This is a genomic window from Streptomyces sp. NPDC000941, from assembly GCF_053599555.1.
The window spans coordinates 19524-41726 of sequence record NZ_JBSFMM010000040.1; the positions used below are offsets into that span (position 1 = coordinate 19524).

A 22203-nucleotide genomic window follows, 5' to 3' on the forward strand; every position below is an offset into this window, starting at 1 on the left:
CCCCCGCGTCTTCGCCGTCCCCCGCGTCTCCCTCGTCCGGCAGGCGGTCCGCGCGCCGTCGCCGCAGGCCGTGGTCGCTGCGTACCCGACTGGTCGTCTCCGCGGTCGGGCTGATCGCCGTCGTCTGCGCCGTCATCGGCGCGGTCACCACGATCGCCCTCCACACCTATCTGTACGACCAGGTGGACAAGCAGCTCTCCGGCGTCGCCATGCGCGTGGCCGGCCCGCCCTTCGACGACATCAAGGGTCCGCGCCTCGGCGGCCAGGGGCGGGAGGACATCCGCGATGTCGTCGCCGGGCCGGGCCAGCCGATGGGGACCGTCGCCGCGGAGGTCGAGAGCGGCATCCTGAGCGACGGCGCGATCAGCCGTCAGCACGAGTCGAGCTCGGGCGAGCGCAAGATCTCCGGCAGCTATCTGACGACCGCTCAACTGAAGGCGCTGGGTGAGGTCCCGCGGGACGGGGGCGAGCACACCGTCGACATCCCCGGCAAGGGCGAGTACCGCGTCAAGTACGTCATCGGAGGCCATGGCGACTTCCTCGTCGGCATTTCGACGGCCGAGGCGCAGAACACCGTCGACACCCTCATCCTCGCCGAGATCTGCGTCACCGCCGCCGGGCTGGTCGCCGCCGGGATCGCCGGCGCCGCCATGGTCGGCATCTCGCTGCGCCCGCTGCGCCGGGTGGCGGCCACCGCCACCCGCGTCTCCGAACTTCCGCTGCACAGCGGCGAGGTGGCCCTGCACGAACGGGTGCCGACGTCCGAGGCCGATCCGCGTACCGAGGTCGGTCAGGTCGGCGCGGCCCTGAACCGCATGCTCGGGCACGTCGAGTCGGCGCTCGCGGCCCGCCAGGAGAGCGAGACGCGGGTGCGACAGTTCGTCGCCGACGCCAGCCATGAGCTGCGCACCCCGCTCGCCTCGATCCGCGGCTACGCCGAGCTGACCAGACGCGGCCGCGAGGAGATCGGGCCCGACACCCGCCACGCCCTCGGCCGGGTCGAGTCCGAGGCGGCGCGGATGACCGGCCTGGTCGAGGACCTGCTGCTGCTGGCGCGCCTCGACGCGGGCCGTCCCGTCGAGCGCGCGGAGGTGGATCTGTCGCCCGTGGTCGTCGACGCGGTCAGCGACGCCCGGGCGGCCGGGCCGGACCACAAGTGGCGCCTGGAGCTGCCCGACGACCCCGCGGTCGTATACGGCGACGACGCCAGGCTGCGCCAGGTCCTGGTCAACCTGCTCGCCAACGCCCGTACGCACACTCCCCCCGGGACGACCGTCACCGCGCGCGTGCTGTGGCGCGGCCCGTACGGGGCTGCTCCGTATGCCGCGCCCTGTGTGTCCCTGGAGGTCGAGGACGACGGGCCGGGTATTCCGCCGCACCTGCTGCCGCATGTCTTCGAACGCTTCGCCCGCGGCGACGCCTCGCGTGCGCGTGGCGCCGGGAGCACGGGGCTCGGCCTTGCCATCGTGCATGCCGTGGTCATGGCGCACGGCGGCCAGGTGACGGTGGACAGCGTGCCCGGACGCAGCGTCTTCGGCGTCCACCTGCCCGTCGTCCCGGCTGGGCAGCAGCCGGCCCACCAGTTCGGCCACCAGTTCGGCCACCAGTCCGGCCACCAGGCCGTTCACCACTCCGTAACCCACTCACAGCCACGGCACAGGCTGACCACACAGCCATGACAGCGCCGCTCGCGAATGTCGTCCCCATGCGAACTCACACACCTCTCGAGGCACCGCCCGAGACACCCCTGCAGACCTTGCCCGCTCGCGCGCATGTGACGGTCGGCCGGAGCCAGCCGGTGCTCGACGTCGTGGTCCCCGTGTACAACGAGGAGGCCGACCTCGAGCGGTGCGTGCGGCGGCTGCACGACCACCTGGCCCGCACCTTCCCGTACGCCTTCCGCATCACCATCGCGGACAACGCCAGTACGGACCGCACCCCGGAGATCTCCGCCCACCTCGACGACGCGATCGACGAGGTCGTCGCGGTCCGGCTGGAGCAGAAGGGCCGCGGGCGGGCGCTGCGTACGGTCTGGTCGATGTCGCAGGCGCCGGTGCTGGCGTACATGGACGTCGATCTGTCCACGGATCTGAACGCGCTGCTGCCGCTGGTGGCCCCGCTCATCTCCGGCCACTCCGACCTGGCGATCGGGTCGCGGCTGGCGCGCAGTTCGCGCGTGGTGCGCGGTCCCAAGCGGGAGTTCATCTCGCGCGCGTACAACCTCATCCTGCGCGGCAGCCTGGCCGCCCGCTTCTCCGACGCCCAGTGCGGTTTCAAGGCGATCCGCAAGGACGTCGCCGAGCGGCTGCTGCCGCTGGTCGAGGACACCGGGTGGTTCTTCGACACCGAGATGCTGGTGCTGGCCGAACGGGCCGGGCTGCGCATCCACGAGGTGCCGGTGGACTGGGTCGACGACCCCAACAGCACGGTCCACATCGTGAAGACGGCCACCGAAGACCTCAAGGGCGTCTGGCGGGTGGGGCGCGCGCTGGCCACCGGCGCGCTGCCGCTGGACCGGCTGCGCCGCCCCTTCGGGGACGATCCGCGCGACCGTGGGCTGAGCGGGGTCCCGGGCGGACTGGCCCGGCAGCTGGTCGGCTTCTGTGTGGTGGGCGCGCTCAGCACGCTCGTCTACCTGCTGCTCTACTCCCTCTTCCGGATGGGTACGGGCCCGCAGATCGCCAACGCGCTGGCCCTGCTGCTGTCGGCGCTGGGCAACACCGCGGCCAACCGGAGGCTCACCTTCGGCGTACGCGGCCGGGACCGGGTGATGCGTCACCAGGCCCAGGGTCTTGTGGTGTTCGGCATCGGCCTCGCCCTGACCAGCGGCTCCCTGGCGGCCCTGGACGCCGCCGCCTCCGGCACCCCGGCGCACAGCACCGAACTCGCCGTCCTGATCGCGGCCAACCTCGCCGCGACCGTCCTGCGCTTCCTGCTCTTCCGGGCCTGGGTCTTCCCGTCGGAGAGCCAGCAGGACGGGCAGAACGGGCAGCACGGGACCGTCGCCGACCTCGCCCTGAGCGACCTCAACCTGACCGACCACGACTCGAGGAACACCCGATGACGACGTACGACCAGGGCTTCCGCGCAGCGGGGCCGCCGCCCCCGGCTCCCCCGGCCGCGACCCCCGCGCGGCCGGCGGCCCCGGAGGGCTCGCGCCTGGCCCGGGCGTGGCGCGGCCGGCCCGAGGACCCGCGCTGGGCGCGGCCCGCCCTGTGGGGTCTGCTGGCCGTCACCACCGTGCTCTATCTGTGGAGCCTGGGCGCGTCCGGCTATGCGAACCAGTTCTACTCGGCCGCCGTGCAGGCGGGCAGCGAGAGCTGGAAGGCGTTCTTCTTCGGCTCCTCCGACGCCGGGAACTCCATCACCGTCGACAAGCCCCCGGCCGCGCTGTGGCCGATGGCCCTGTCGGTGCGGGTGTTCGGCCTCAGCTCCTGGGCGATCCTGGTCCCCGAGGCGCTGATGGGCGTGGCGACGGTCGGTGTGCTCTACGCGGCGGTACGGCGCCGGTTCAGCGCGGCCGCCGGTCTCATCGCCGCGGCGACGCTGGCGGTGACCCCGGTCGCGGCGCTGATGTTCCGGTTCAACAACCCCGACGCGCTGCTGTGCCTGCTGATGGTCGCGGCGGTCTACTGCGTGCTGCGCGCGCTGGAGGACGCCCGTACCAAGTGGCTGGTGCTGGCCGGGGTCTGGTTCGGGCTCGGGTTTCTGACCAAGACGCTGCAGGCGTGGCTGATCCTGCCGCCGCTGGCGCTGGTGTACGCGGTGTGCGCGCCCGCGAAGCTCGGGAAGCGGATCGGCCAACTGCTGCTCGGCGGGGTCGCGATGGTCGTCGCCGGCGGCTGGTGGGTGGCGATCGTCGAGCTGTGGCCGAAGTCCTCGCGCCCGTACATCGGCGGTTCGCAGGACAACAGCTTCCTGGAGCTGACCTTCGGCTACAACGGCCTGGGCCGGATCAACGGCAACGAGACCGGCAGCGTCGGCGGTGGTGGCGGTGGCGGGAACGGCGGCGGCCAGTGGGGCGAGACCGGCATCGACCGGCTCTTCAGCTCCGATATGGGCGGTCAGATCGCCTGGCTGCTGCCCGCGGCCTTCATCCTGCTGCTCGCGGGGATCTGGCTGACCTGGCGGGCGGGGCGCACGGACACCCGGCGTTCGGCGTTCCTGGTGTGGGGCGGGGCGCTGCTGATGACCTTCGCCACCTTCAGCTTCATGTCCGGGATCTTCCACCAGTACTACAACATCGCGCTCGCGCCGTATATCGCGGCCGTCGTGGGCATGGGCGCGGCGATGCTGTGGGAGCGGCGGTCCACCGCCGCGGCGTCGATGGTGCTCGCCGCCACCGTCGCGGTGACGGCCATCTGGTCGTACGTGCTGCTGAACCGCTCCTCCGACTGGCACCCCTGGCTGCGCTGGGCGGTGCTGATCGCCGGGCTCGCGGCGGCGGCCGGGCTGCTGGTCGCGTCGCGGCTGGGCGGGCGGCTGGCGCTGGGCGTGGCGGGCCTCGGCCTCGCGGCGTCGCTGGCCGGGCCCATCGCGTACACGCTCAGCACGGTCGACACACCGCACGGGGGCTCGATCGTCACGGCCGGTCCCGCGGTGTCGGGCGGCATGGGCGGTCCCGGCGGCGGCCGTCCGGGCGGCTTCCCGGGCGGGGCCAACGGCGGCCCGCCGGGGATGCGGAACGGTACGGGTACGGGCCAGAACGGTACGGGTACGGGGCAGAACGGTCAGCAGGGCGTGATCCCCGGTGGCGGCCAGCAAGGCGGCCAGAACGGCGGTCAGAACGGGGGCTTCCCCGGCGGTGGCTTCCCAGGCGGCGGCCAGTCCCAGCAGAACGGCACCGGCCAGGGCCAGCAGGGCAACCGGCAGGGCATGATGCCCGGCGGCATGGGCGAAGGCGGCCGGCGCGGCGGCGGTATGGGCGGGCTGCTGGACGGCCCGAGCGTCAGCTCCAAGGTCAAGGCCGCGCTGGAGAAGAACGCCGACTCTTACACCTGGGTGGCCGCGGCGATCGGTTCGCAGAACGCCGCGGGTTACCAACTCGCCACCGAGGACCCGGTGATGGCCATCGGCGGCTTCAACGGCAGCGACCCGTCCCCGACCCTCGCGCAGTTCAAGGCCTATGTGAAGCAGGGGAAGATCCACTACTTCATCAGCTCGGGCGGTATGGGCGGCGGCATGGGCGGCGGCCCCGGTGGCGGAAGCGGCACCTCGTCCAAGATCAGCTCGTGGGTCCAGGACAACTTCAAGAAGGTCACGGTCGACGGCACCACCCTCTACGACCTGACCCAGAAGGCCTCGAAGTGACCCAGATGATCAGCTGAACATCGCAGGTCAACGGGCCGGTGGCGGAGGAATTCCCTCCGCCACCGGCCCGTTCGCGTTCCCCCTCCGGAAATTTCCTGTACGCCGTAGGGGAAGCGCTGTACGGTGTACGACGCCCCGGGCCCGTACACCGTATAAGCGCGCAAGGAGAGTCATGACGGCGCAGACCGCCGACCCCACGCCCGACACCCCGCCCAGTCGGCAGACCGGCGGACACCCCCAGCGCTGGCTGATTCTCGGCGTCATCTGCCTGGCCCAGCTCACCGTGCTCCTCGACAACACCATCCTCAACGTCGCGATCCCGTCCCTCACCGAGGAGATGGACGCCTCCACGGCCGACATCCAGTGGATGATCAACGCCTATTCGCTGGTCCAGTCCGGGCTGCTGCTCACCGCGGGCAACGCCGCCGACCGCTACGGCCGGAAGAAGATGCTCGTCGCGGGGCTCGCCCTGTTCGGGATCGGGTCGCTGGCCGGGTCGCTGGCGCAGGGGCCGCAGCAGCTGATCGCCGCCCGTGCGGGCATGGGGATCGGCGGGGCGCTGCTGATGACCACCACGCTCGCCGTGGTCGTGCAGGTCTTCGACGAGGGCGAACGTCCCAAGGCCATCGGCGTATGGGGCGCGGTCAGCTCGCTCGGGTTCGCCGCGGGCCCGCTGATCGGCGGCACCCTCCTCGAACACTTCTGGTGGGGCTCGATCTTCCTGATCAACCTCCCGGTGGCGCTGCTCGGCCTCGCCGCGGTCGTCCGGCTGGTGCCGGAGTCGAAGAACCCGACCGGTGACCGGCCCGATCTGCTCGGCGCGCTGCTGTCCACGATCGGCATGACCGGCGTCGTCTTCGCGATCATCTCGGGGCCCGAGCACGGCTGGACGTCCCAGCGGGTGCTGCTGTCGGCCTTCGTGGGCGTGGTGGTGCTGACCGGCTTCGCACTGTGGGAGCGCCGGATCCCGTACCCGATGCTGGATATGCACTTCTTCCGCGACCGCCGCTTCGTGGGGGCCGTCGGGGGCGGCATCCTCGTCGCCTTCGGCATGGGCGGCTCGCTCTTCCTGCTCACCCAGCATCTGCAGTTCGTGCTCGGATACGACGCGTTGGGCGCGGGCCTGCGCACCGCCCCGCTCGCGGTGGTGATCGTCGTACTGAACCTCTCGGGCGTCGGCGCCCGGCTGCTGACCAAGCTCGGCACCCCGGCCACCATCCTCTGCGGAATGGGTCTGCTGGCGGTGGGGCTGGCTTTGATCGCGACGCTCGGCGCCGACGGCTACGGCGGGATGTTCCTCGGACTGATCGTGATGGGGGCGGGCATCGCGGTCTCCATGCCCGCGATGGCCACGGCCATCATGTCGGCGATCCCGCCGGAGAAGGCGGGGGTCGGCGCGGGCGTCAACGGCACGCTCACCGAGTTCGGCAACGGCCTGGGTGTGGCAGTCCTCGGCGCCATCCTCAACTCCCGGTTCGGCGCCCTGCTGCCCGCGGCCGCCGCCGGGGCCGGCTCGCTCCCGGCCGCCTACGCCGCCGCGCACACCGAAGCGGACCGGGCCTCCGTCGCGGACGCCTTCGCCTCCGGGGTGCAGACCAGCCAGCTGGTCGGCTCGGCGGCCGTACTGGCGGGCGGTGTGCTGACGGCGGTGCTGCTGCGCCGGGCCGAACGATCACAGGGGGCAGGGGTGGCGGCATAGCATCGGGTACGTAAGACGCCACCGGCCGCGCGTCTTGAAGCCGCGCGGCCCTGGGCGCAGGGAAGAAGGAGAGCGCGCCATGGCAACAGGCAGCCGTGTCATCCGTCCGCGGACCAGCATCTGGCTCTCCGAACGCAAGGCCCCGAAGCGCAAGGCGGAGCAGCAGCCGGCCGGGCTCGACCATGTGAAGATCGTCGCGGCCACGGTCCGGCTGCTGGACGCCGAGGGGCTGGCCGGGTTCTCGATGCGCCGGCTGGCGGCCGAGCTGGAGGTCACCGCCATGTCGGTCTACTGGTACGTCGAGACCAAGGACCATCTCCTCGAACTCGCCCTCGACGCGGCGATGGGCGAGATGTCGCTCCCCGCGGGGATCCTCGGCCCCGTCGAGGGCTATGAGCATCTGGACGTCGAGGGCTATGAGCACCTGGAGACCGGAGCCCGGGACTGGCGCGATCAGCTGCGCCAGATCGCGTCCGAATACCGCAGGCTGCTGGTCGTCCACCCCTGGCTGTCCCCGCTGATGGGCGAGTACATGAACATCGGGCCGAACGCCATGGTCTTCTCCACCGCCGTGCAGCGCGTGGTGCGCGCCAGCGATCTGCCCGCGGCACAGGTGCCGGGCGCGCTGGCCCTCGTCTTCCAGTTCGTCTACGGCTTCAGCACCATCGAGGGCCGCTTCGCCGCCCGCTCCCGGGCCGCGGGCATGAGCCAGGACGAGCTCTTCGCCGAGACGATGGGGGCCATCGAGGGCCGCCCGGAGTTCGACGAATCACGGGCGCTCATGGAGGCCCGATGCGGCGGCACCGTCCAGGAGATGCGCGAGCGGGACTTCACCTTCGCCCTGGACTGTGCGATCGCCGGCATCGAGACCCTCCGCGACGGCAGAGACGGCGAGAACTGAGGGTGGCGCGCCCGCCTCAGGCGCTCGGCAGCTCCGTGCCCTGCACCGCCTGGCCCCCTTGAATTGCTTGTATGGCAAGTTCGACCCGCAGCGTCGTCCCGATGGCGGCGATGCCCGCCGCGACCACCTGGTTGTAGTTCATCGCGAAGTCCTCGCGCCGCAGCTGCGCCGTCGCGCGGAAGGCCGCCCGCACCCCGCCCCATGGGTCGGGGCCCGTCCCCAGATACGTCAGGTCCAGGTCGACCTCCCGTATCACGCCGTGCAGGGACAGCTTGCCGTGCACCGTCCAGCGGTCGGCGCCGGCCGGGGTCAGACCCGTGCTCTGGTACGTCAGGACCGGGAAGCGCTCCACGTCCAGGAAGTCGGCCGACTTCAGATGGCCGTCCCGCATACCGTTTCCCGTGTCGATGCTCGCGGCCTGGATGACCGCCTCGACGCCGGACTTCTCGATGTCCTCGGCTATGTCGATACGCCCGCTGAACTCCGTGAACCGGCCGTGCACGCTGGAGATGCCCAGATGCTGTGCGACGGCCCCCACATTCGAGTGCGCCGGGTCGATCGTCCACGCGCCGGGCGGCGGCAGCTCCACCCCGCCCTGCCGGGCCAGCACCACCGTGCCGAGCTCGACGCGGCCCGAGGCCGTGACGATCGCGGTCGAGGCGGCGGGGGCATAGCCCACGGCGGTGGCGATGACCGTGTACGGCCCGGGCGCCAGCGGCTCGTGGGTGCGCACCGCGCCGTCCTCGTCGGCCTGGGCGCGCAGCACCTGAGCGCCCGTCATATCCGTGACGGTCAGAACGGCGTGCTGCACCGCCCAGCCGTCGCGCGTACGGATCCGGGCGCGCAGCCCTCCGCTCGCGCTTCCGCCCGTTTCTGCTGCAGTGGTCGTCATGCCGCCTCTCGCTCCCGCTCCCGCTCCCGTTTCTGTCGGGGCTGTCTCGTCTGTGCCATGTGCGTCTGTGCCATGTGCGTCTGTGGCTCGTATGTCTGTGGCTTGTTCGTGCGCCGGACCCCGAGCGGCGGTGTCAGGCCGTCCCCTGCCTGGCAGGCTCGCTCTCACCTGCTATACACCGCCGCCGGGATCCGGGTTCCAGGACCGGCGCTCCTGCGCCGTCCCGGCCGGGGCCGGGGCGCGTCTCCGCTCTGCCGCGCCCCGGCCCCGGGGGTCTTTCTTTCAGGCCCCTCAGGCCCTCTAGTCGACAGGATGGGTGAGTTCGACGTCGTGTCCGTCGACTCCCTGCCCCTGGACCGTCAGCGCGCCCGCGACCGGCGGGTAGCCGCTCGCGATGACCGTGTAGTCGCCCGCGTTCAGGTCGGTGAAGGCGTACGCCCCGTCCTCCCCGGTCGTCGCGGTGGCGACCACGTTCCCGGCCGCGTCCACCAGCGTGACCCGCGCGTCCGGCAGCGGCCGCCGGTCGGCCCCGGCCCGTACCACGCCCTGCACCCGCGCACCGGCCTGCAGCGCGATCTCGACCCGGGTCAGGCCCTGGGCGCCGACCTCGACGGGCAGCGCGGCGGGCCGGAAGCCGGCGGCGTTCACCGCGACCGTGAAGGTCCCGGGGACCAGCTCCTCGAAGCTGAAGTCGCCCTGCTCACCGGTCTTCCCGGTGGCCAGCACCTCGCCGCGGACATCGGTGACCACGACCATCGCCGCCTCGACCGGCAGCCCGTCGGCGGCGCCGCGCACGCTGCCCGCCAGGCCGCTGGTCGCCGCCAGTACGACGTCGAAGGCGAGCGGTTCGTCGCCGACCACCACGGTCGACGCCTGCGGCTGGTGGCCGTCGGCGGCCGCGATCAGGACGTAGGTGCCGGAGCCCGGCGCGTCCAGGGCGTACGAGCCGTCCACGTGGGCCACGGAACGGCCCAGCTGCCGCCCGTTCAGCGAGATCAGCGTGATCGCGGCGCGCGGGACCGCGCTGCGGTCGGCGTTCCGGACGAAACCGTGCACGCCCTGCCGGGGGTGGTGGCCGGCGCCGCCGTCTCCGGCGGAGGCGTACGCGGCGAGCCGCTGCGTGGCGGACGCGTCCGCCAGGGCGTACTCCGACGCGGTGCCGGACGTGTCGGATGTGTCGGTGACCGGCGCGCCCACGAGGGCGGGCTCGAGCTGCTCCATGGCGGCCGTGGCTGTCGTGGCTGTCGCGGGGTTTGTGGCGCTCGCGGCGCTCGCCGCCAGGTCCTGGTCCGCCGGGGCCGCGGCCTGGGCGGCCTCGTCGGAAGAAGCCTGGGCACCCGACCGGGTCTTCAGCGGGACCTCCTTGATGAACAGCGTGACGAAGAAGGCCAGCAGCGCGGCCCCCGAGGCGTACAGGAAGACATCCGCGATGCCGTGTCCGTACGCGCTCTCCATGATGGTGCGCAGCGGCTCCGGGAGCTTGTCCGGGTCGGGGATCGCGCCGCCACCGGCGCCGCTCTGGGCCAGTGCCTTGCCCTTGGGGCCGAGCTCGGTCAGGCCGTCCTTGACGTAGTCGGTGACGCGGTTGCCGAGCACCGCGCCGAGCGCCGAGACGCCGACCGCACCGCCCAGGGAGCGGAAGAAGGTGACGACGGCGCTGGCCGAGCCCAGGTCCTGCGGGGCCACCTGGTTCTGGGTGGCCAGGACCAGGTTCTGCATCATCATGCCGATGCCGAGGCCCATGAGCGCCATGAAGATGGCCAGGTGCCAGTAGGGCGTGTCGTACCGCATGGTGCCCAGCAGCCCCAGGCCCGCGGTGACCAGCACACCGCCGGTGACCAGCCACGCCTTCCAGCGGCCTGTCTTGGTGATGACCTGGCCCGAGACGGTCGAGGAGACGAACAGGCCACCGATCATCGGGATGGTGAGCACACCGGACATGGTCGGCGTCTTGTCCCGCGCCAGCTGGAAGTACTGGCTGAAGAAGACGGTCCCGGCGAACATCGCGATACCGACGAACAGCGAGGCGAGCGACGCCAGCGCGATCGTCTTGTTGCGGAACAGCCGCAGCGGGATGATCGGCTCGCTGGCCTTGCTCTCGATCAGGATGAAGATCAGTACGAGGGCGATCGCGCCGCCGACCATGGCGTAGGTCTGCCAGGAGTTCCAGTCGTACTTGTCACCCGCGAAGGTCACCCAGATCAGCAGCAGCGAGACCGCGGCGCTGATGAAGAAGGCACCGGACCAGTCGACCTTGATCTCACGCTTGACGACCGGCAGCTTCAGGGTCTTCTGGAGCACGATCAGCGCGATGAGGGCGAACGGCACACCGACGTAGAAGCACCAGCGCCAGCCGAGCCAGGAGGTGTCGGTGATCACGCCGCCCAGCAGCGGGCCGCCGACGGTGGCCACCGCGAAGGTCGCGCCGAGGTAGCCGCTGTAGCGGCCGCGCTCGCGCGGGGAGATCATCGCGGCCATCACGATCTGGGCGAGGGCCGACAGGCCGCCCACTCCGATGCCCTGCACCACACGGCAGGCGATCAGCATGCCCGCGCTCTGCGAGAGTCCGGCGACCACGGAGCCGGCCACATAGATGACCAGCGATATCTGGACGAGGAGCTTCTTGCTGAACAGGTCGGAGAGCTTGCCCCACAGCGGGGTGGTGGCGGTCATCGACAGCAGGGCGGCGGTGACCACCCAGGTGTACGAGGACTGGCTGCCGTGGAGGTCGGCGATGATCTCCGGGAGGGCGTTGGAGACGATCGTCGAGGAGAGGATCGCGACGAACATGCCGAGCAGCAGCCCGGACAGCGCCTCCATGATCTGCCGGTGGGTCATCGGAGCCGTCGGGTCGGAGCCGTGGCCTTGGTGACCGCGGTGGCCTCCGCCTCCAGGCTTGGCATGGGCGGGGTGCCCCGCGGGTCCCCGCACACCGCCGTCCGGTGTGGTCGTTGCCATGGAGTTCCTATCGTTGCGTTGGTGTACGGGTAGTGCTCTCGTCCAGGAGCTGGGGAACCCGGGACCTGGTGTCGCCGAAGTTCGTCCGCAGCCGGGCGAGTAGTTCGTTGAGGCGGCCGACGTCGTCGTCGGACCAGTCGCTCAGAGCGGCGGCGAGGGCCTGCGTATAGCGCTCGGACACCTCGTTGAGCAGCTTCTCGCCGCTGGCGTTGAGGCTCAGCAGCCGGGACCGCCGGTCCTGTGGATCCGGCTTCCGGTCGATCCAGCCGCGCTCGGCGGCGTGTGCGACATGGCGGCTCGTGACCGACATATCGATGTCGAGCAGCTCGGCCAGTTTGCTCATGCGCATTTCGCCGAAGCGGTTGAGCAGCATCAGGACGATGGCCGAGCCGGCAGCGCAGTCAGGGGGGAGGACGCGCGACAGCCCTCGTTTGACGGTGCCGATGGCGCTGAGTTGCCGGGCCAGCTCCTCGTACTGACTCTGTGCGGCCATGGCGACTCCAGGGCTGTCGGGAACTATCGGTTGCTTAGGGCAACCATAGGTTGGTTAGTTGCTGCAGGCAAATTAAATCGGGCTTCGCAGAGTAAATTGCCCGCAAAGGCTCACCCAGGGCGCGGTCAAGCGGGCCGCCAGCGGTGCGGGCGGGGCGTTCGAGGGTGGTGGGGCCCGGGGGTGTGCGGGAATGCGCTCATTCGCTAGGGTCCTGGGCCATGGCGAACAACCCCCAAGGTCCTGAGGGCAACTACGACCCGGCCGGCTCGACCCAGATGTTCCGTGCCTTTGTCGACGACGACGAGGGCGGGCGGCAGCAGCAGCGAGCGGCCGCTCCTTCTTCCTCCGGCGGCCCGCGCATCGGTGTGATCGTCGGCGTGATCGTCGCGATCGCCGTCGTCGCCGGTGTCGCTTGGCTGGCCCTGGCCTAATCCTCGGCCTGGTCCCCGGCCTGGTCCTTGGCTTGGCCCGTGGACTGGTCCCCGGCTTGGTTCTTGGTCCAGGTCACGGAGGCGTCCTGGGTCTCGATGTGCATGCCGAGCGGCACCCGCCAGTCGTCCACGCACACGTCCCAGGTCTTCTCCTTCTTCCCGCCCGCGAGAATCGGCACCGGCAGGCTGCGCTTCGACTCGATCGTCGCCCAGTCGATGCCAAGGACGTCGATGATGTGGGTCGCGAAGGTGATCGTTCCCGACGTCACGGGGGTGCCCCCGGTGTTGCGGAACTCCACGGTCACCTTCTCGCACCAGCGGTCGTCGGCCGCCGCGCGCACCAGATCGCCGATCTTCAGCACGGCGGGGCCGCTCGGGGTGGAGGGCGAGCCGGGCGTGGACTGAGGGTCGTCCGTACTTCCCGAGCCGCCGGAGCCGTCGGCGGGTCCGGAGCTGCCTGAGCCGCTTCCGCCGCCGCCGGTGCCGTCGTGGGCGCCAGCCGGGCCCGGCCTTCTCCCCGGGGACTTGCCGGGCCTACCCGTCGCGGCGGCCCCGTCCCGCCCGGACGAGGCGTCCGGCGCGCCCGAGGTCTTCGTATCCCCGGACCCGGAGGAGCGCCCCTTGCCGTCTGCCGTGCCATCGCCGTCGCCGTCGAGCGGCACCAGCTTCACACCGCCCCCGGGCGGTGCGGACGTGGCACTGGGTTCGTTCGGCCCGGCCGCCTCGGCCGCGAGATATCCGTCGTCGCCGTCGGCGCAGCCGCTGAGCAGCATGCCCAGGCACAGCGCGGCCGCCGAGGAGGCGATCGCCGTGCCCCGGCGGCCCGTTGTCCGGCTCCACGCGTATCGCATCGGGCCAGTGTGGCTGACGACCCATCAGGTGTACAGGGTCATGCGGCAGCCGGGCACCGGCCCGATGACGGCGCGTCAGCGGTGCGTCACCGCTGACGCGTTACCGGCGTCTCAGTCGGCGATGAGCCCTTCTCGCAGCTGCGCCAGAGTCCGCGTCAGCAGCCGTGAGACATGCATCTGGGAGATCCCGACCTCTTCGCCGATTTGCGACTGCGTCATATTGGCGAAGAAGCGGAGCATGATGATCTGGCGCTCGCGCGGCGGGAGTTTGGCCAGCAGCGGCTTCAGGGACTCCCGGTACTCCACGCCCTCGAGCGCGGTGTCCTCGTAGCCCAGCCGGTCGGCCAGCGACCCCTCGCCGCCGTCGTCCTCGGGAGACGGGGAGTCGAGCGAGGAGGCGGTGTAGGCGTTGCCCACCGCCAGCCCGTCGACCACGTCCTCCTCGGAGACGCCGAGCGCGGTGGCGAGTTCGGTGACGGTCGGGGAGCGGTCGAGCTTCTGGGACAGCTCGTCGCTGGTCTTGGTGAGGGCGAGGCGCAGCTCCTGGAGCCGCCGCGGCACCCGCACCGACCAACTGGTGTCGCGGAAGAAGCGCTTGATCTCGCCCACGACGGTCGGCATGGCGAAGGTCGGGAACTCCACGCCACGCTCGCAGTCGAACCGGTCGATCGCCTTGATCAGACCGATCGTGCCGACCTGGACGATGTCCTCCATCGGCTCGTTGCGGCTGCGGAAGCGGGCCGCCGCATAGCGCACCAGCGGGAGGTTCAGCTCGATGAGGGTGTCACGTACGTAGGTGTGCTCCACGCTGTCCCGGTCGAGCGCGGCGAGCCGCAGAAACAGGGAGCGGGAGAGGGTGCGGGTGTCGATGGCGTCGCCGTCGTCGAGCACGTGCGGTGCGTCTTTGGTGAGCACCTTCGAGCTGCCCAGTTCTACGGACATGCCACCCCCTTTGGGTCGCGGACGGATCCCGGCTGCGCTCGTCGTGTCGAACGCAGCCTCCCCCTGAATACCGGAGGTGAGGCCGCGTCAAACGCGGTTCCTGCAGAATGTCACATGTCGGCAACACGCTGTAGCGCCATGTCGACATTACTGCCCGGAAGGAGTGAGGGAGGGGTCCCCCGTCCCGGTTATGACTCGATCCGGTTTGCGGACCTGAGCCTGGCAAAGCTGCGGGACAGCAGCCGGGAGACATGCATCTGTGAGACGCCGAGCTCGGCGCTGATCTGAGATTGAGTCAGATTGCTGTAGTAACGGAGCAAAAGGATGCGCTGCTCGCGCTCCGGCAGTTGGACGAGGAGGTGCCGCACCAGATCGCGGTGTTCGACTCCGGCGAGCGCCGGATCCTCGTAGCCGAGCCGGTCGACCAGCCCCGGCAGCCCGTCGCCTTCCTGGGCGGCCTCCAGTGAGGTCGCGTGGTACGAGCGCCCGGCCTCGATGCAGGCCAGTACCTCGTCCTCGCCGAGGCCGAGCCGTTCGGCGATCTCGGCCGTGGTGGGGGATCTGCCGTGCAGCACGGTCAGATCCTCGGTCGCGCCGTTGACCTGCACCCACAGCTCATGCAGCCGGCGCGGCACATGGACGGTGCGGACGTTGTCGCGGAAGTAGCGCTTGATCTCGCCGACCACGGTCGGCATGGCGAAGGTCGGGAACTGCACACCGCGCTCCGGGTCGAACCGGTCGATCGCGTTGATCAGGCCGATCGTGCCGACCTGGACCACGTCCTCCATCGGCTCGTTGCGGCTGCGGAACCGGGCCGCGGCGTAGCGCACCAGCGGCAGATTGGCCTCGATCAGCGCATCCCGTACGCGCCCGTGTTCGGGGGTGCCGGGCGTCAGGCAGGACAGCTCGGCGAACAGCACCTGGGTGAGCGCCCTGGCGTCCGCCCCGCGGCTTCTGCCGCTGTCGCTGCCGCCGTCGCCCTGGGGCGGCGTTCTTGGCGCGGTACGGGCCGACACGGTCACGCCACCCCTTCACGATGTACTCACCCGGCAAAGCGGTCATAGCATCACAAGACATGTGCACTGTGTGCAAGCACCGCATTACTACGTGTTGGTGGTGGGGTTGCCGGGTGTTCGAAGGGTGGGGCGGGCGTGGGGGCGCGCGCCGGGGCGTACGCGGATATGCGACGACCCCCGGCGGGGCGGGCCAGAGGTCTGGTGTCCGAGGTCGGGGGCCTGGGTGGATCCGTTGGTCAGTTGATCAGTTCTGTCATGAACTCGCCGACACTCTTGGCGGCGTCCGATATCCCCTCAAAACCCACCTGGACCAGGTCGGCCGCGCGCGCCGGGCTGTTGATGATCGTATACAGCACGAAGACGATGAGCATGTAGAGCGCGACTTTCTTCGCCTGTGCCATCCCGTGCTGCCTCCCCTGCGGCCCCTGTGCAGTCGCGTGAGTCTATCCACACGTTTGGCGCAGTGGTCTCATCAGTCCTACTAATCGATTCGTGTCTCCGGCATAAAGGTGGATTCTGGAAAGAGAAGGGCAGTGAAGGGGAAAGGGGCTCAGATGAGGGTCGGTGTGCTGACCGGCGGTGGCGACTGCCCGGGCCTCAACGCGGCGATCCGCGCGATCGTCCGCAAGGGCGTACAGGAGTGCGGCTTCGAGTTCGTCGGCGTACGGGACGGCTGGCGCGGCGCCCTGGAGGGCGGGATCGTGCCGCTGGACATCCCCGCCGTACGCGGCATCCTCCCGCGCGGCGGCACCATTCTCGGCTCCTCCCGGACCAATCCGCTGGCGAGCGAGGACGGGGTGGCCCGGGTGCGGGAGAACCTGGAGGCGTACGGGGTCGACGCGCTCATCGCGATCGGCGGCGAGGACACGCTCGGGGTCGGCGCGGTGCTGGCGGGCGAGGGAATCGACGTCGTCGGCGTGCCCAAGACCATCGACAACGACGTCGCAGGCACCGACTACACCTTCGGCTTCGACACCGCGGTCAACATCGCGACCGAGGCCATCGACCGGCTGCACACCACCGCCGAGTCGCACACCCGGACGCTGGTCGTCGAGGTCATGGGCCGGCACGCGGGCTGGATCGCGCTGCACTCGGGCATCGCGGGCGGCGCCAACGTCATCCTCATCCCCGAGCAGCCGTTCGACGTGAACCAGGTCTGCGAATGGGTGGAGAGCCGCTTCAAGATCCGGTACGCCCCGATCGTCGTGGTGGCGGAGGGGGCGGTCCCGAAAGAGGGGCAGATGGTGGTGAAGGACTCCTCGCTCGACGAGTTCGGCCATGTGCGGCTGTCCGGCATCGGGGAGTGGCTGGCCCGGGAGATCTCCGACCGCACGGGCAAGGAGGCCCGCACCACGGTCCTCGGACACATCCAGCGCGGCGGCACCCCCAGCGCCTTCGACCGCTGGCTGGCGACGCGGTTCGGGCTGCGCGCGATCGACGCGGTGTACGAGCGGGACTTCGGCACGATGGTCGCGCTGCGCGGCACGGACATCGTGCGCGTGCCGCTGTCCGAGGTCACGGTGGGGACCAAGGGCGTGGATCCGGCCCTCTATGCGGAGTTCGGCGTCTTCTTCGGCTGATGCCGATCGATGTCATCGGGCTGTGTCAGGCGGGGTGGGGCACCACGGCGACCGGACAGTGGGCGTGGTGCAGTACGGCGTGGGCGATCGGCCCCAGGTGCCGCTCGGCGACCCGGTCGGCCGTACGGCGGCCGACTACCAGCAGCAGCGCCCGCGCGGACGATCTGACCAGCGCCTGCGCCGGGTTGAGCAGAACGATGTCCGGGAAGACCTCGACCTGCGGATATCTCGTACGCCAGGGCCGCAGGGCGTCGGACATCGCCTGGCTCTCCTGGTCCTCCCACCTGCCGCGGTCCTCCTCGAGGACGCCGATCATCCAGGCGGAGGGGGTGGCGGCGGGCAGTGCCCACGCATGCACCACGCGCAGCCGGGCCTTGTGCGCCAGGGCGGCGCGGAAGGCGAAGTCGGCGGTTTCGGCCAACCGGCCCTGTACGTCGAGGGCGGCCACTACCTCCGCTTCCCGGTCTGTTTCCCTGTCCGTGGGACCTTCCCGGACCGTCACCACCGGGCAGTCGGCGGCCGTCGCCACCCGCAGCGCCACGGACCCCACCGCAAGCCCGTCGAGCCCGCCCCAGCCGCGCGCCCCCACGACCATGAGCCCGGCACCCCCCGCCGCCGTGAGCAGGGCCTCGTCCGCGGCCGTGGCGACGTGCTCACCGGTCACCTCCAGGCCCGGACGGCGCTCGGCGAGGTCCGCCGCGGCCTGCCGGATCATCTGCTCGCCGACGTGTCCCCAGGCGTCCTCGCCCGGCACCGGGGAGATCCGGGGCGGAAGCGGCGGGGAGGCGTGCAGAAGCAGCAGCGGAACCGCTCGGTCCAGCGCTTCCCGGGCGGCCCACTCCGCCGCCGCAAGACTGGGCTCGGAACCGTCGACTCCGGCCACAACGGGGCCGCCGCCACTCATCGGGACTCCCTCCTGCTACCTCACTTAGTCTAGATATGAGGCAAATATCCGCAGTAGTGGGCCGAGAAGGGAAGGTGACCGGGGATGAGCGTGCCCGTACGACGAGGACGAGCCGGTTTGCCGGTCGAACATCGGCTCTCCGGATGGCGGAACCCGATGGCGGAGTTCGGCGAGCTCTTCGACCAGATGGGCACGCTGCTGGAATCCGCCGTCGGTGGTGCCGCGCTGTCCGCCGCGGCGGAACGGGCGTGGATGCCGCCGGTCGAGGTGGCCGAGGGCGGTGATGCCTACCTGGTCGAGCTCGAGCTGCCCGGCGCCCGCCGGGAGGACATCGACATCCAGGTCCGCGAGCGCGAGCTGGCCGTCTCCGGTGAGCTGAAGGAGCCGGAGCGCCCCGGGGTGCTGCGCCGCAGCACGCGCCGCACCGGGCGGTTCGAGTTCCGTATGACGCTGCCCGGCGATGTGAACACCGGCAAGGTGAGCGCCGAGCTGGCCGACGGAATCCTCGGCCTGACCGTCCCGAAGGCGGAGGCCGCCAAGCCCCGCCGTGTCGAGATCACCGGCGGCGAGCCGTAAGGCGAGCCGTAGGCGGGTGGCCGTAGGCGGGTGGCCGTAGGCGGGTGGCCGTAGGCGGGTGGCCGTAAGCGGCGAGCCGTAAGCAGCGAGTCGCTGTTTCTCTTGCTGGTTGATGCCTTACTCCGTACCCTCCAGCTGACGGACCGTCAGATGAGTGGGTGTCCGGTCCCGCCCGGACACCAGGGGAGGGGACGGCATGACTGGCGAGACGAACGGCGCAACCGAACTGCCCATGGTCATCAGCGTGGACGACCATGTGATCGAGCCCGCGCACCTCTTCGACACCTGGCTGCCCGCCAAGTACCGGGACCGCGGCCCCAAGCCCATGACCGCCGGAATCGGCGAGCTGGCCTACATCGGCGGCAAGTACCGGATCACCACCGACCCGGACGGCCCGCCGACCGACTGGTGGCGGTACGAGGGGCTGCTCTTCCCGTACAAGCGGATCATCGCGGCGGTTGGCTTCTCGCGCGACGAGATGACCCTCGAAGGCATCACCCGCGACCAGATGCGGCGCGGCTGCTGGGACCCCAAGGCCAGGCTCGCGGACATGGAGATGAACCATGTCGAGGCCTCGCTGTGCTTCCCGACCTTCCCGCGCTTCTGCGGCCAGACCTTCGCCGAGGCCGAGGACAAGGAGGTCGGCCTGGCCTGCGTCCGGGCGTACAACGACTGGATGGTGGAGGAGTGGTGCGGGGACAGCGGCGGGCGGCTGATCCCGCTGTGCCTGATCCCGCTGTGGGACGTGGAGCTGGCGGTGCAGGAGATCCGCCGGAACGCAGGCCGTGGCGTGCGCGCCGTGACGTTCAGCGAGATCCCCACGTACCTGGGGCTGCCGAGCATCCACAGCGGCTACTGGGACCCGTTCTTCGCCGAATGCGAGGCGACGGGCACGGTCGTGTGCATGCACATCGGATCGTCCTCCCAGATGCCCGCCGCCTCACCGGACGCCCCGCCGGCCGTCCAGGCAGCGCTGAGCTTCAACAACGCCATGGCGTCGATGATGGACTTCCTCTTCAGCGGCGTCCTGGTGCGCTTCCCGCGGCTGAAGCTCGCGTACGCAGAGGGTCAGATGGGCTGGATCCCGTACGCCCTGGAGCGCGCGGACGATGTCTGGGAGGAGCACCGGGCCTGGGGCGGGGTGCGTGATCTGATCCCGGAGCCGCCGTCCACGTACTACTACCGGCAGATCTTCTGCTGCTTCTTCCGCGACAAGCACGGCGTCGCCTCGCTGGACACCGTCGGCGTGGACAACGCGACCTTCGAGACCGACTATCCGCACGTCGACTCGACCTGGCCGCACACCAGGCGGGTCGCGGCCGACCATGTGGCCGGGCTGCCGCCGGAGACCGTCTACAAGATCCTGCGGGGCAACGCGATCCGGATGCTCGACCTGGACTTCGACAAGGACCGCGTGGGTTAACGCCGCTGGGGTTCGGGGGCGGGCGCGGCCCGGTGGTCGTCAGGTGACGGGGCCGGCCCGCGCCAGGCACGGTGGCCGAGCAGGCCGAGGACGGCGGGCAGCATCAGGGCCCGTACGACCAGTACGTCGAGGGCGATGGCCAGGACGAGACCGATGCCGATCATCTTCAGAAAGGTGATGGAGGAGAACGCGAATCCGCCGACCACGACGGCGAGCAGCAGCCCGGCGCTGGTGATGGTGCCCGCGGTGCGCTGCAGGGCGGTGGCCGTGGCCTCGGCCGGGTCGCCGGTGGCCAGATAGCGTTCGCGGACCCGGGAGAGCAGGAAGACCTGGTAGTCCATGGCCAGTCCGAAGGCGATGGCGACGATGAGGACGGGGAAGTTCGCGTCCACGGCGCCGATCGCCTCGAAGCCGAGCGGCCCGGCTCCCACGCCGTACTGGAAGATCAAGGTGATCACCCCGAAGGCGGCGAGCAGCGACAGGGCGCTCATGGCCACCGTGATGAGAGGGACGGCCAGGGAGCGGAACGCCAGGAACAGGACGAGGGCCGAGACGACGGCCACGAACAGCCCCATCCACAGGGCCCGCTCGCCGATCATGTCGACGATGTCGACCCGCGAGACGGGCATACCGGTGAACCGCGCTTCGGCTCCCGGGGGCGGGGTCTGCGCCCGCAGTTCCTCCACCATGGCGCGTGCCTCACGGGACATCGGGTCCGGGGCGTAGCGGAGGGTGATCCGGGCGACCTCACCACGGGTGGCGGTGACAGCGGCGTCCTTGACGCCCTCGACCGCGCCCAGTCGGTCCGCGTAGCCGGCCAGCTGTCCGGAGCGGTCCGCCGCGCCGTCCCGCAGCTCGACGACGGCGGTGACGACCTTGGTGGGGTCGTGGTCGAAGCGGTCGCCCAACTGCCGGGCGACCTGGCGGGCGTCGGCGCCGGCGGGCAGCACCCAGTCCGCAGGGCGCGCCCAGTTGACGCCGAGCGCCGGTCCGGCGAGCCCCAGGAGGGAGAGGGTGAGCAGGGCGGTGGTGAGCAGCGGGCGGCGCATGACCGTATGGGCCAGCCGGTACCAGCGGCCCCGCTCGTCGTCGCCCGGGGCGTGCGTACCCGTCGTACGTGTCGTCGTACGCCTTGTACGGCGCAGGCCGCGGGGCAGGGGCAGCCGTCCGGCGTCGATACGGTGCCCGGCGAAGCGCAACAGGGCGGGCAGCAGCGTCAGCGAACCGATGACGGCGAAGACCACGACCGCGACCGCCGCGTACCCCATGGAGCTGAGGAAACGGGAGGGGAACAGGGTGAGGCCGGTGAAGGAGATGGCCACGGCCAGGCCGGAGAAGGCCACGGTGCGCCCGGCGGTGGCGGTGGTGCGCTCCACCGCCTCGTCCACGTCGGCTCCGGCGGCCAGCTCCTCGCGGAACCGGCCGACCATGAAGAGCGCGTAGTCGATCGCGAGCCCCAGGCCCAGGATGGTGATCACATTGATCACGGAGCTGGACAGGTCCGTGAACAGGGACACGGTGCGCAGCACCACCAGTGAACCGAGCGCCACCAGGACGCCCACGGCCAGCGGCAGCGAGGCCGCGACGACGCTGCCGAAGACCACCAGCAGCAGCACCATCAGGATCGGCAGGGACAGCATCTCCGCGCGTCCGATATCGGCCCCGGTGCGGGCGTTGACCTGCTCGGTCATGGCCGCGGTGCCGCCGAATCGCACGGTGACGCCGGAGGCGGCGGGCACCGCGAACCGGTCCTCGATCTCGCTCAGGGCCGCGACCTGGTCCTGGTCGCCGTCGGCGGTGAACTGGACGGTGGCGTAGGTGGCGTGGCGGTCGCGGGAGATGAACTCCCGGGCCCGTACACCGTCCTCCCCCTTCACCGACCAGTACGTCTCCAGGCGCGCGACGCCCTCGCGGGGTACGCCGTCCAGGGCCCTGCGGACCGGGTCGGCGAAGGCCGGGTCGTCCACCGTGTGCTTCTCGCTGGTGTAGAGCACCACCACATCGGCCGACTGGCGGCCCAGCGGACCGGCGAGTATCCGGTCGGCCCGCACCGACTCGCTGTGCGGATCGTCGAATCCGGCGCCGCCGGTCAGCGTTCCGAAGGTGCCCGTTCCCCAGACACCGCCCAACACGGTCAACAGCGCCGCCGCGACCACGACCCACCAGCGATGCCGTGCGGTGAGCCGCCCCAGAGAGGACAGCATGAACCCACCCCTTGAATAGATAG

At 70.8% G+C, this 22203-nt stretch carries 18 protein-coding genes; 9 read left to right on the forward strand and 9 right to left on the reverse strand.

Annotation, left to right across the window (positions count from 1 at the left end):
- Positions 1-77: 77 nt before the first annotated feature.
- The 5 genes from ACWDSL_RS15565 (at position 78) to ACWDSL_RS15585 (ending at position 7910) form a co-directional block, all read left to right on the forward strand.
- Positions 78-1679 (forward strand): sensor histidine kinase, encoded by a 1602-nt coding sequence (locus tag ACWDSL_RS15565; RefSeq protein ID WP_450485617.1) that lies wholly within the window; start codon positions 78-80, stop codon positions 1677-1679.
- Between the two features lie 26 nt (positions 1680-1705).
- The gene (locus ACWDSL_RS15570) at positions 1706-3064 is read left to right on the forward strand and encodes a glycosyltransferase (RefSeq protein ID WP_450485549.1); all 1359 of its coding nucleotides are present in this window, start codon (positions 1706-1708) and stop codon (positions 3062-3064) included.
- Positions 3061-5310: an ArnT family glycosyltransferase gene (locus ACWDSL_RS15575; RefSeq protein WP_450485551.1), complete on the forward strand. Its 2250-nt coding sequence runs from the start codon at positions 3061-3063 to the stop codon at positions 5308-5310. The genes ACWDSL_RS15570 and ACWDSL_RS15575 overlap by 4 nt, the downstream gene beginning before the upstream one ends.
- A gap of 172 nt (positions 5311-5482) precedes the next feature.
- On the forward strand, positions 5483-7009 hold the full coding sequence (locus ACWDSL_RS15580) for an MFS transporter (protein WP_450485553.1): 1527 nt from the start codon (positions 5483-5485) through the stop codon (positions 7007-7009).
- A 79-nt stretch (positions 7010-7088) separates the two neighbouring features.
- Positions 7089-7910, forward strand: a complete 822-nt coding sequence (locus ACWDSL_RS15585; protein WP_450485555.1) for a TetR/AcrR family transcriptional regulator — start codon at positions 7089-7091, stop codon at positions 7908-7910.
- A 16-nt stretch (positions 7911-7926) separates the two neighbouring features.
- Here the strand turns inward: ACWDSL_RS15585 and ACWDSL_RS15590 are convergent, their stop codons facing one another.
- The 3 genes from ACWDSL_RS15590 to ACWDSL_RS15600 form a co-directional block, all read right to left on the reverse strand.
- Positions 7927-8802 (reverse strand): YceI family protein, encoded by an 876-nt coding sequence (locus ACWDSL_RS15590; RefSeq protein ID WP_450485557.1) that lies wholly within the window; start codon positions 8800-8802, stop codon positions 7927-7929.
- 300 nt (positions 8803-9102) lie between these two features.
- The gene (locus ACWDSL_RS15595) at positions 9103-11760 is read right to left on the reverse strand and encodes an MFS transporter (protein WP_450485559.1); all 2658 of its coding nucleotides are present in this window, start codon (positions 11758-11760) and stop codon (positions 9103-9105) included.
- Between the two features lie 7 nt (positions 11761-11767).
- Positions 11768-12253, reverse strand: a complete 486-nt coding sequence (locus ACWDSL_RS15600; protein WP_450485561.1) for a MarR family winged helix-turn-helix transcriptional regulator — start codon at positions 12251-12253, stop codon at positions 11768-11770.
- Between the two features lie 218 nt (positions 12254-12471).
- On the opposite strand from ACWDSL_RS15600, the gene ACWDSL_RS15605 reads away from it, so the two are divergent.
- Positions 12472-12684 (forward strand): hypothetical protein, encoded by a 213-nt coding sequence (locus ACWDSL_RS15605; protein ID WP_450485563.1) that lies wholly within the window; start codon positions 12472-12474, stop codon positions 12682-12684.
- Here ACWDSL_RS15605 and ACWDSL_RS15610 read toward each other — a convergent pair.
- From ACWDSL_RS15610 to ACWDSL_RS15625, 4 genes are all read right to left on the reverse strand, one after another.
- Complete coding sequence (locus ACWDSL_RS15610; protein WP_450485565.1) at positions 12681-13535, reverse strand: hypothetical protein; 855 nt, start codon at positions 13533-13535, stop codon at positions 12681-12683. The two genes, ACWDSL_RS15605 and ACWDSL_RS15610, sit on opposite strands and share 4 nt — an antisense overlap.
- Before the next feature lie 111 nt (positions 13536-13646).
- Positions 13647-14477: an RNA polymerase sigma factor SigF gene (locus ACWDSL_RS15615; RefSeq protein WP_450485567.1), complete on the reverse strand. Its 831-nt coding sequence runs from the start codon at positions 14475-14477 to the stop codon at positions 13647-13649.
- Positions 14478-14665: 188 nt separating this feature from the next.
- Positions 14666-15499, reverse strand: coding sequence for an RNA polymerase sigma factor SigF (locus ACWDSL_RS15620; protein ID WP_450485569.1), 834 nt, complete (start codon positions 15497-15499; stop codon positions 14666-14668).
- Between the two features lie 230 nt (positions 15500-15729).
- The gene (locus ACWDSL_RS15625; RefSeq protein WP_014177815.1) at positions 15730-15894 is read right to left on the reverse strand and encodes a hypothetical protein; all 165 of its coding nucleotides are present in this window, start codon (positions 15892-15894) and stop codon (positions 15730-15732) included.
- Positions 15895-16047: 153 nt separating this feature from the next.
- On the opposite strand from ACWDSL_RS15625, the gene ACWDSL_RS15630 reads away from it, so the two are divergent.
- Positions 16048-17073, forward strand: coding sequence for a 6-phosphofructokinase (locus ACWDSL_RS15630; RefSeq protein WP_450485571.1), 1026 nt, complete (start codon positions 16048-16050; stop codon positions 17071-17073).
- Between the two features lie 25 nt (positions 17074-17098).
- On the opposite strand, the gene ACWDSL_RS15635 is transcribed toward ACWDSL_RS15630, so the two are convergent.
- Positions 17099-17977 carry a universal stress protein gene (locus ACWDSL_RS15635; protein WP_450485573.1) on the reverse strand — a complete coding sequence of 293 codons (879 nt, stop codon included), beginning with the start codon at positions 17975-17977 and terminating at the stop codon, positions 17099-17101.
- A gap of 117 nt (positions 17978-18094) precedes the next feature.
- On the opposite strand from ACWDSL_RS15635, the gene ACWDSL_RS15640 reads away from it, so the two are divergent.
- Positions 18095-18553, forward strand: a complete 459-nt coding sequence (locus ACWDSL_RS15640) for an Hsp20/alpha crystallin family protein (protein ID WP_450485575.1) — start codon at positions 18095-18097, stop codon at positions 18551-18553.
- 196 nt (positions 18554-18749) lie between these two features.
- Positions 18750-19976, forward strand: a complete 1227-nt coding sequence (locus ACWDSL_RS15645) for an amidohydrolase family protein (RefSeq protein ID WP_450485577.1) — start codon at positions 18750-18752, stop codon at positions 19974-19976.
- Here the strand turns inward: ACWDSL_RS15645 and ACWDSL_RS15650 are convergent.
- Positions 19973-22180, reverse strand: a complete 2208-nt coding sequence (locus tag ACWDSL_RS15650) for an MMPL family transporter (RefSeq protein ID WP_450485579.1) — start codon at positions 22178-22180, stop codon at positions 19973-19975. The two genes, ACWDSL_RS15645 and ACWDSL_RS15650, sit on opposite strands and share 4 nt — an antisense overlap.
- Positions 22181-22203 lie beyond the last annotated feature (23 nt).

Bases quoted from the DNA above. Each gene is read 5' to 3' on its own strand.
- ACWDSL_RS15570 (WP_450485549.1), top strand. From the start codon at position 1,706: ATGCGAACTCACACACCTCTCGAGGCACCGCCCGAGACACCCCTGCAG.
- ACWDSL_RS15575 (WP_450485551.1), top strand. From the start codon at position 3,061: ATGACGACGTACGACCAGGGCTTCCGCGCAGCGGGGCCGCCGCCCCCG.
- ACWDSL_RS15580 (WP_450485553.1), top strand. From the start codon at position 5,483: ATGACGGCGCAGACCGCCGACCCCACGCCCGACACCCCGCCCAGTCGG.
- ACWDSL_RS15585 (WP_450485555.1), top strand. From the start codon at position 7,089: ATGGCAACAGGCAGCCGTGTCATCCGTCCGCGGACCAGCATCTGGCTC.
- ACWDSL_RS15590 (WP_450485557.1), bottom strand. From the start codon at position 8,802: ATGACGACCACTGCAGCAGAAACGGGCGGAAGCGCGAGCGGAGGGCTG.
- ACWDSL_RS15595 (WP_450485559.1), bottom strand. From the start codon at position 11,760: ATGGCAACGACCACACCGGACGGCGGTGTGCGGGGACCCGCGGGGCAC.
- ACWDSL_RS15600 (WP_450485561.1), bottom strand. From the start codon at position 12,253: ATGGCCGCACAGAGTCAGTACGAGGAGCTGGCCCGGCAACTCAGCGCC.
- ACWDSL_RS15605 (WP_450485563.1), top strand. From the start codon at position 12,472: ATGGCGAACAACCCCCAAGGTCCTGAGGGCAACTACGACCCGGCCGGC.
- ACWDSL_RS15610 (WP_450485565.1), bottom strand. From the start codon at position 13,535: ATGCGATACGCGTGGAGCCGGACAACGGGCCGCCGGGGCACGGCGATC.
- ACWDSL_RS15615 (WP_450485567.1), bottom strand. From the start codon at position 14,477: ATGTCCGTAGAACTGGGCAGCTCGAAGGTGCTCACCAAAGACGCACCG.
- ACWDSL_RS15625 (WP_014177815.1), bottom strand. From the start codon at position 15,894: ATGGCACAGGCGAAGAAAGTCGCGCTCTACATGCTCATCGTCTTCGTG.
- ACWDSL_RS15630 (WP_450485571.1), top strand. From the start codon at position 16,048: ATGAGGGTCGGTGTGCTGACCGGCGGTGGCGACTGCCCGGGCCTCAAC.
- ACWDSL_RS15635 (WP_450485573.1), bottom strand. From the start codon at position 17,977: ATGAGTGGCGGCGGCCCCGTTGTGGCCGGAGTCGACGGTTCCGAGCCC.
- ACWDSL_RS15645 (WP_450485577.1), top strand. From the start codon at position 18,750: ATGACTGGCGAGACGAACGGCGCAACCGAACTGCCCATGGTCATCAGC.
- ACWDSL_RS15650 (WP_450485579.1), bottom strand. From the start codon at position 22,180: ATGCTGTCCTCTCTGGGGCGGCTCACCGCACGGCATCGCTGGTGGGTC.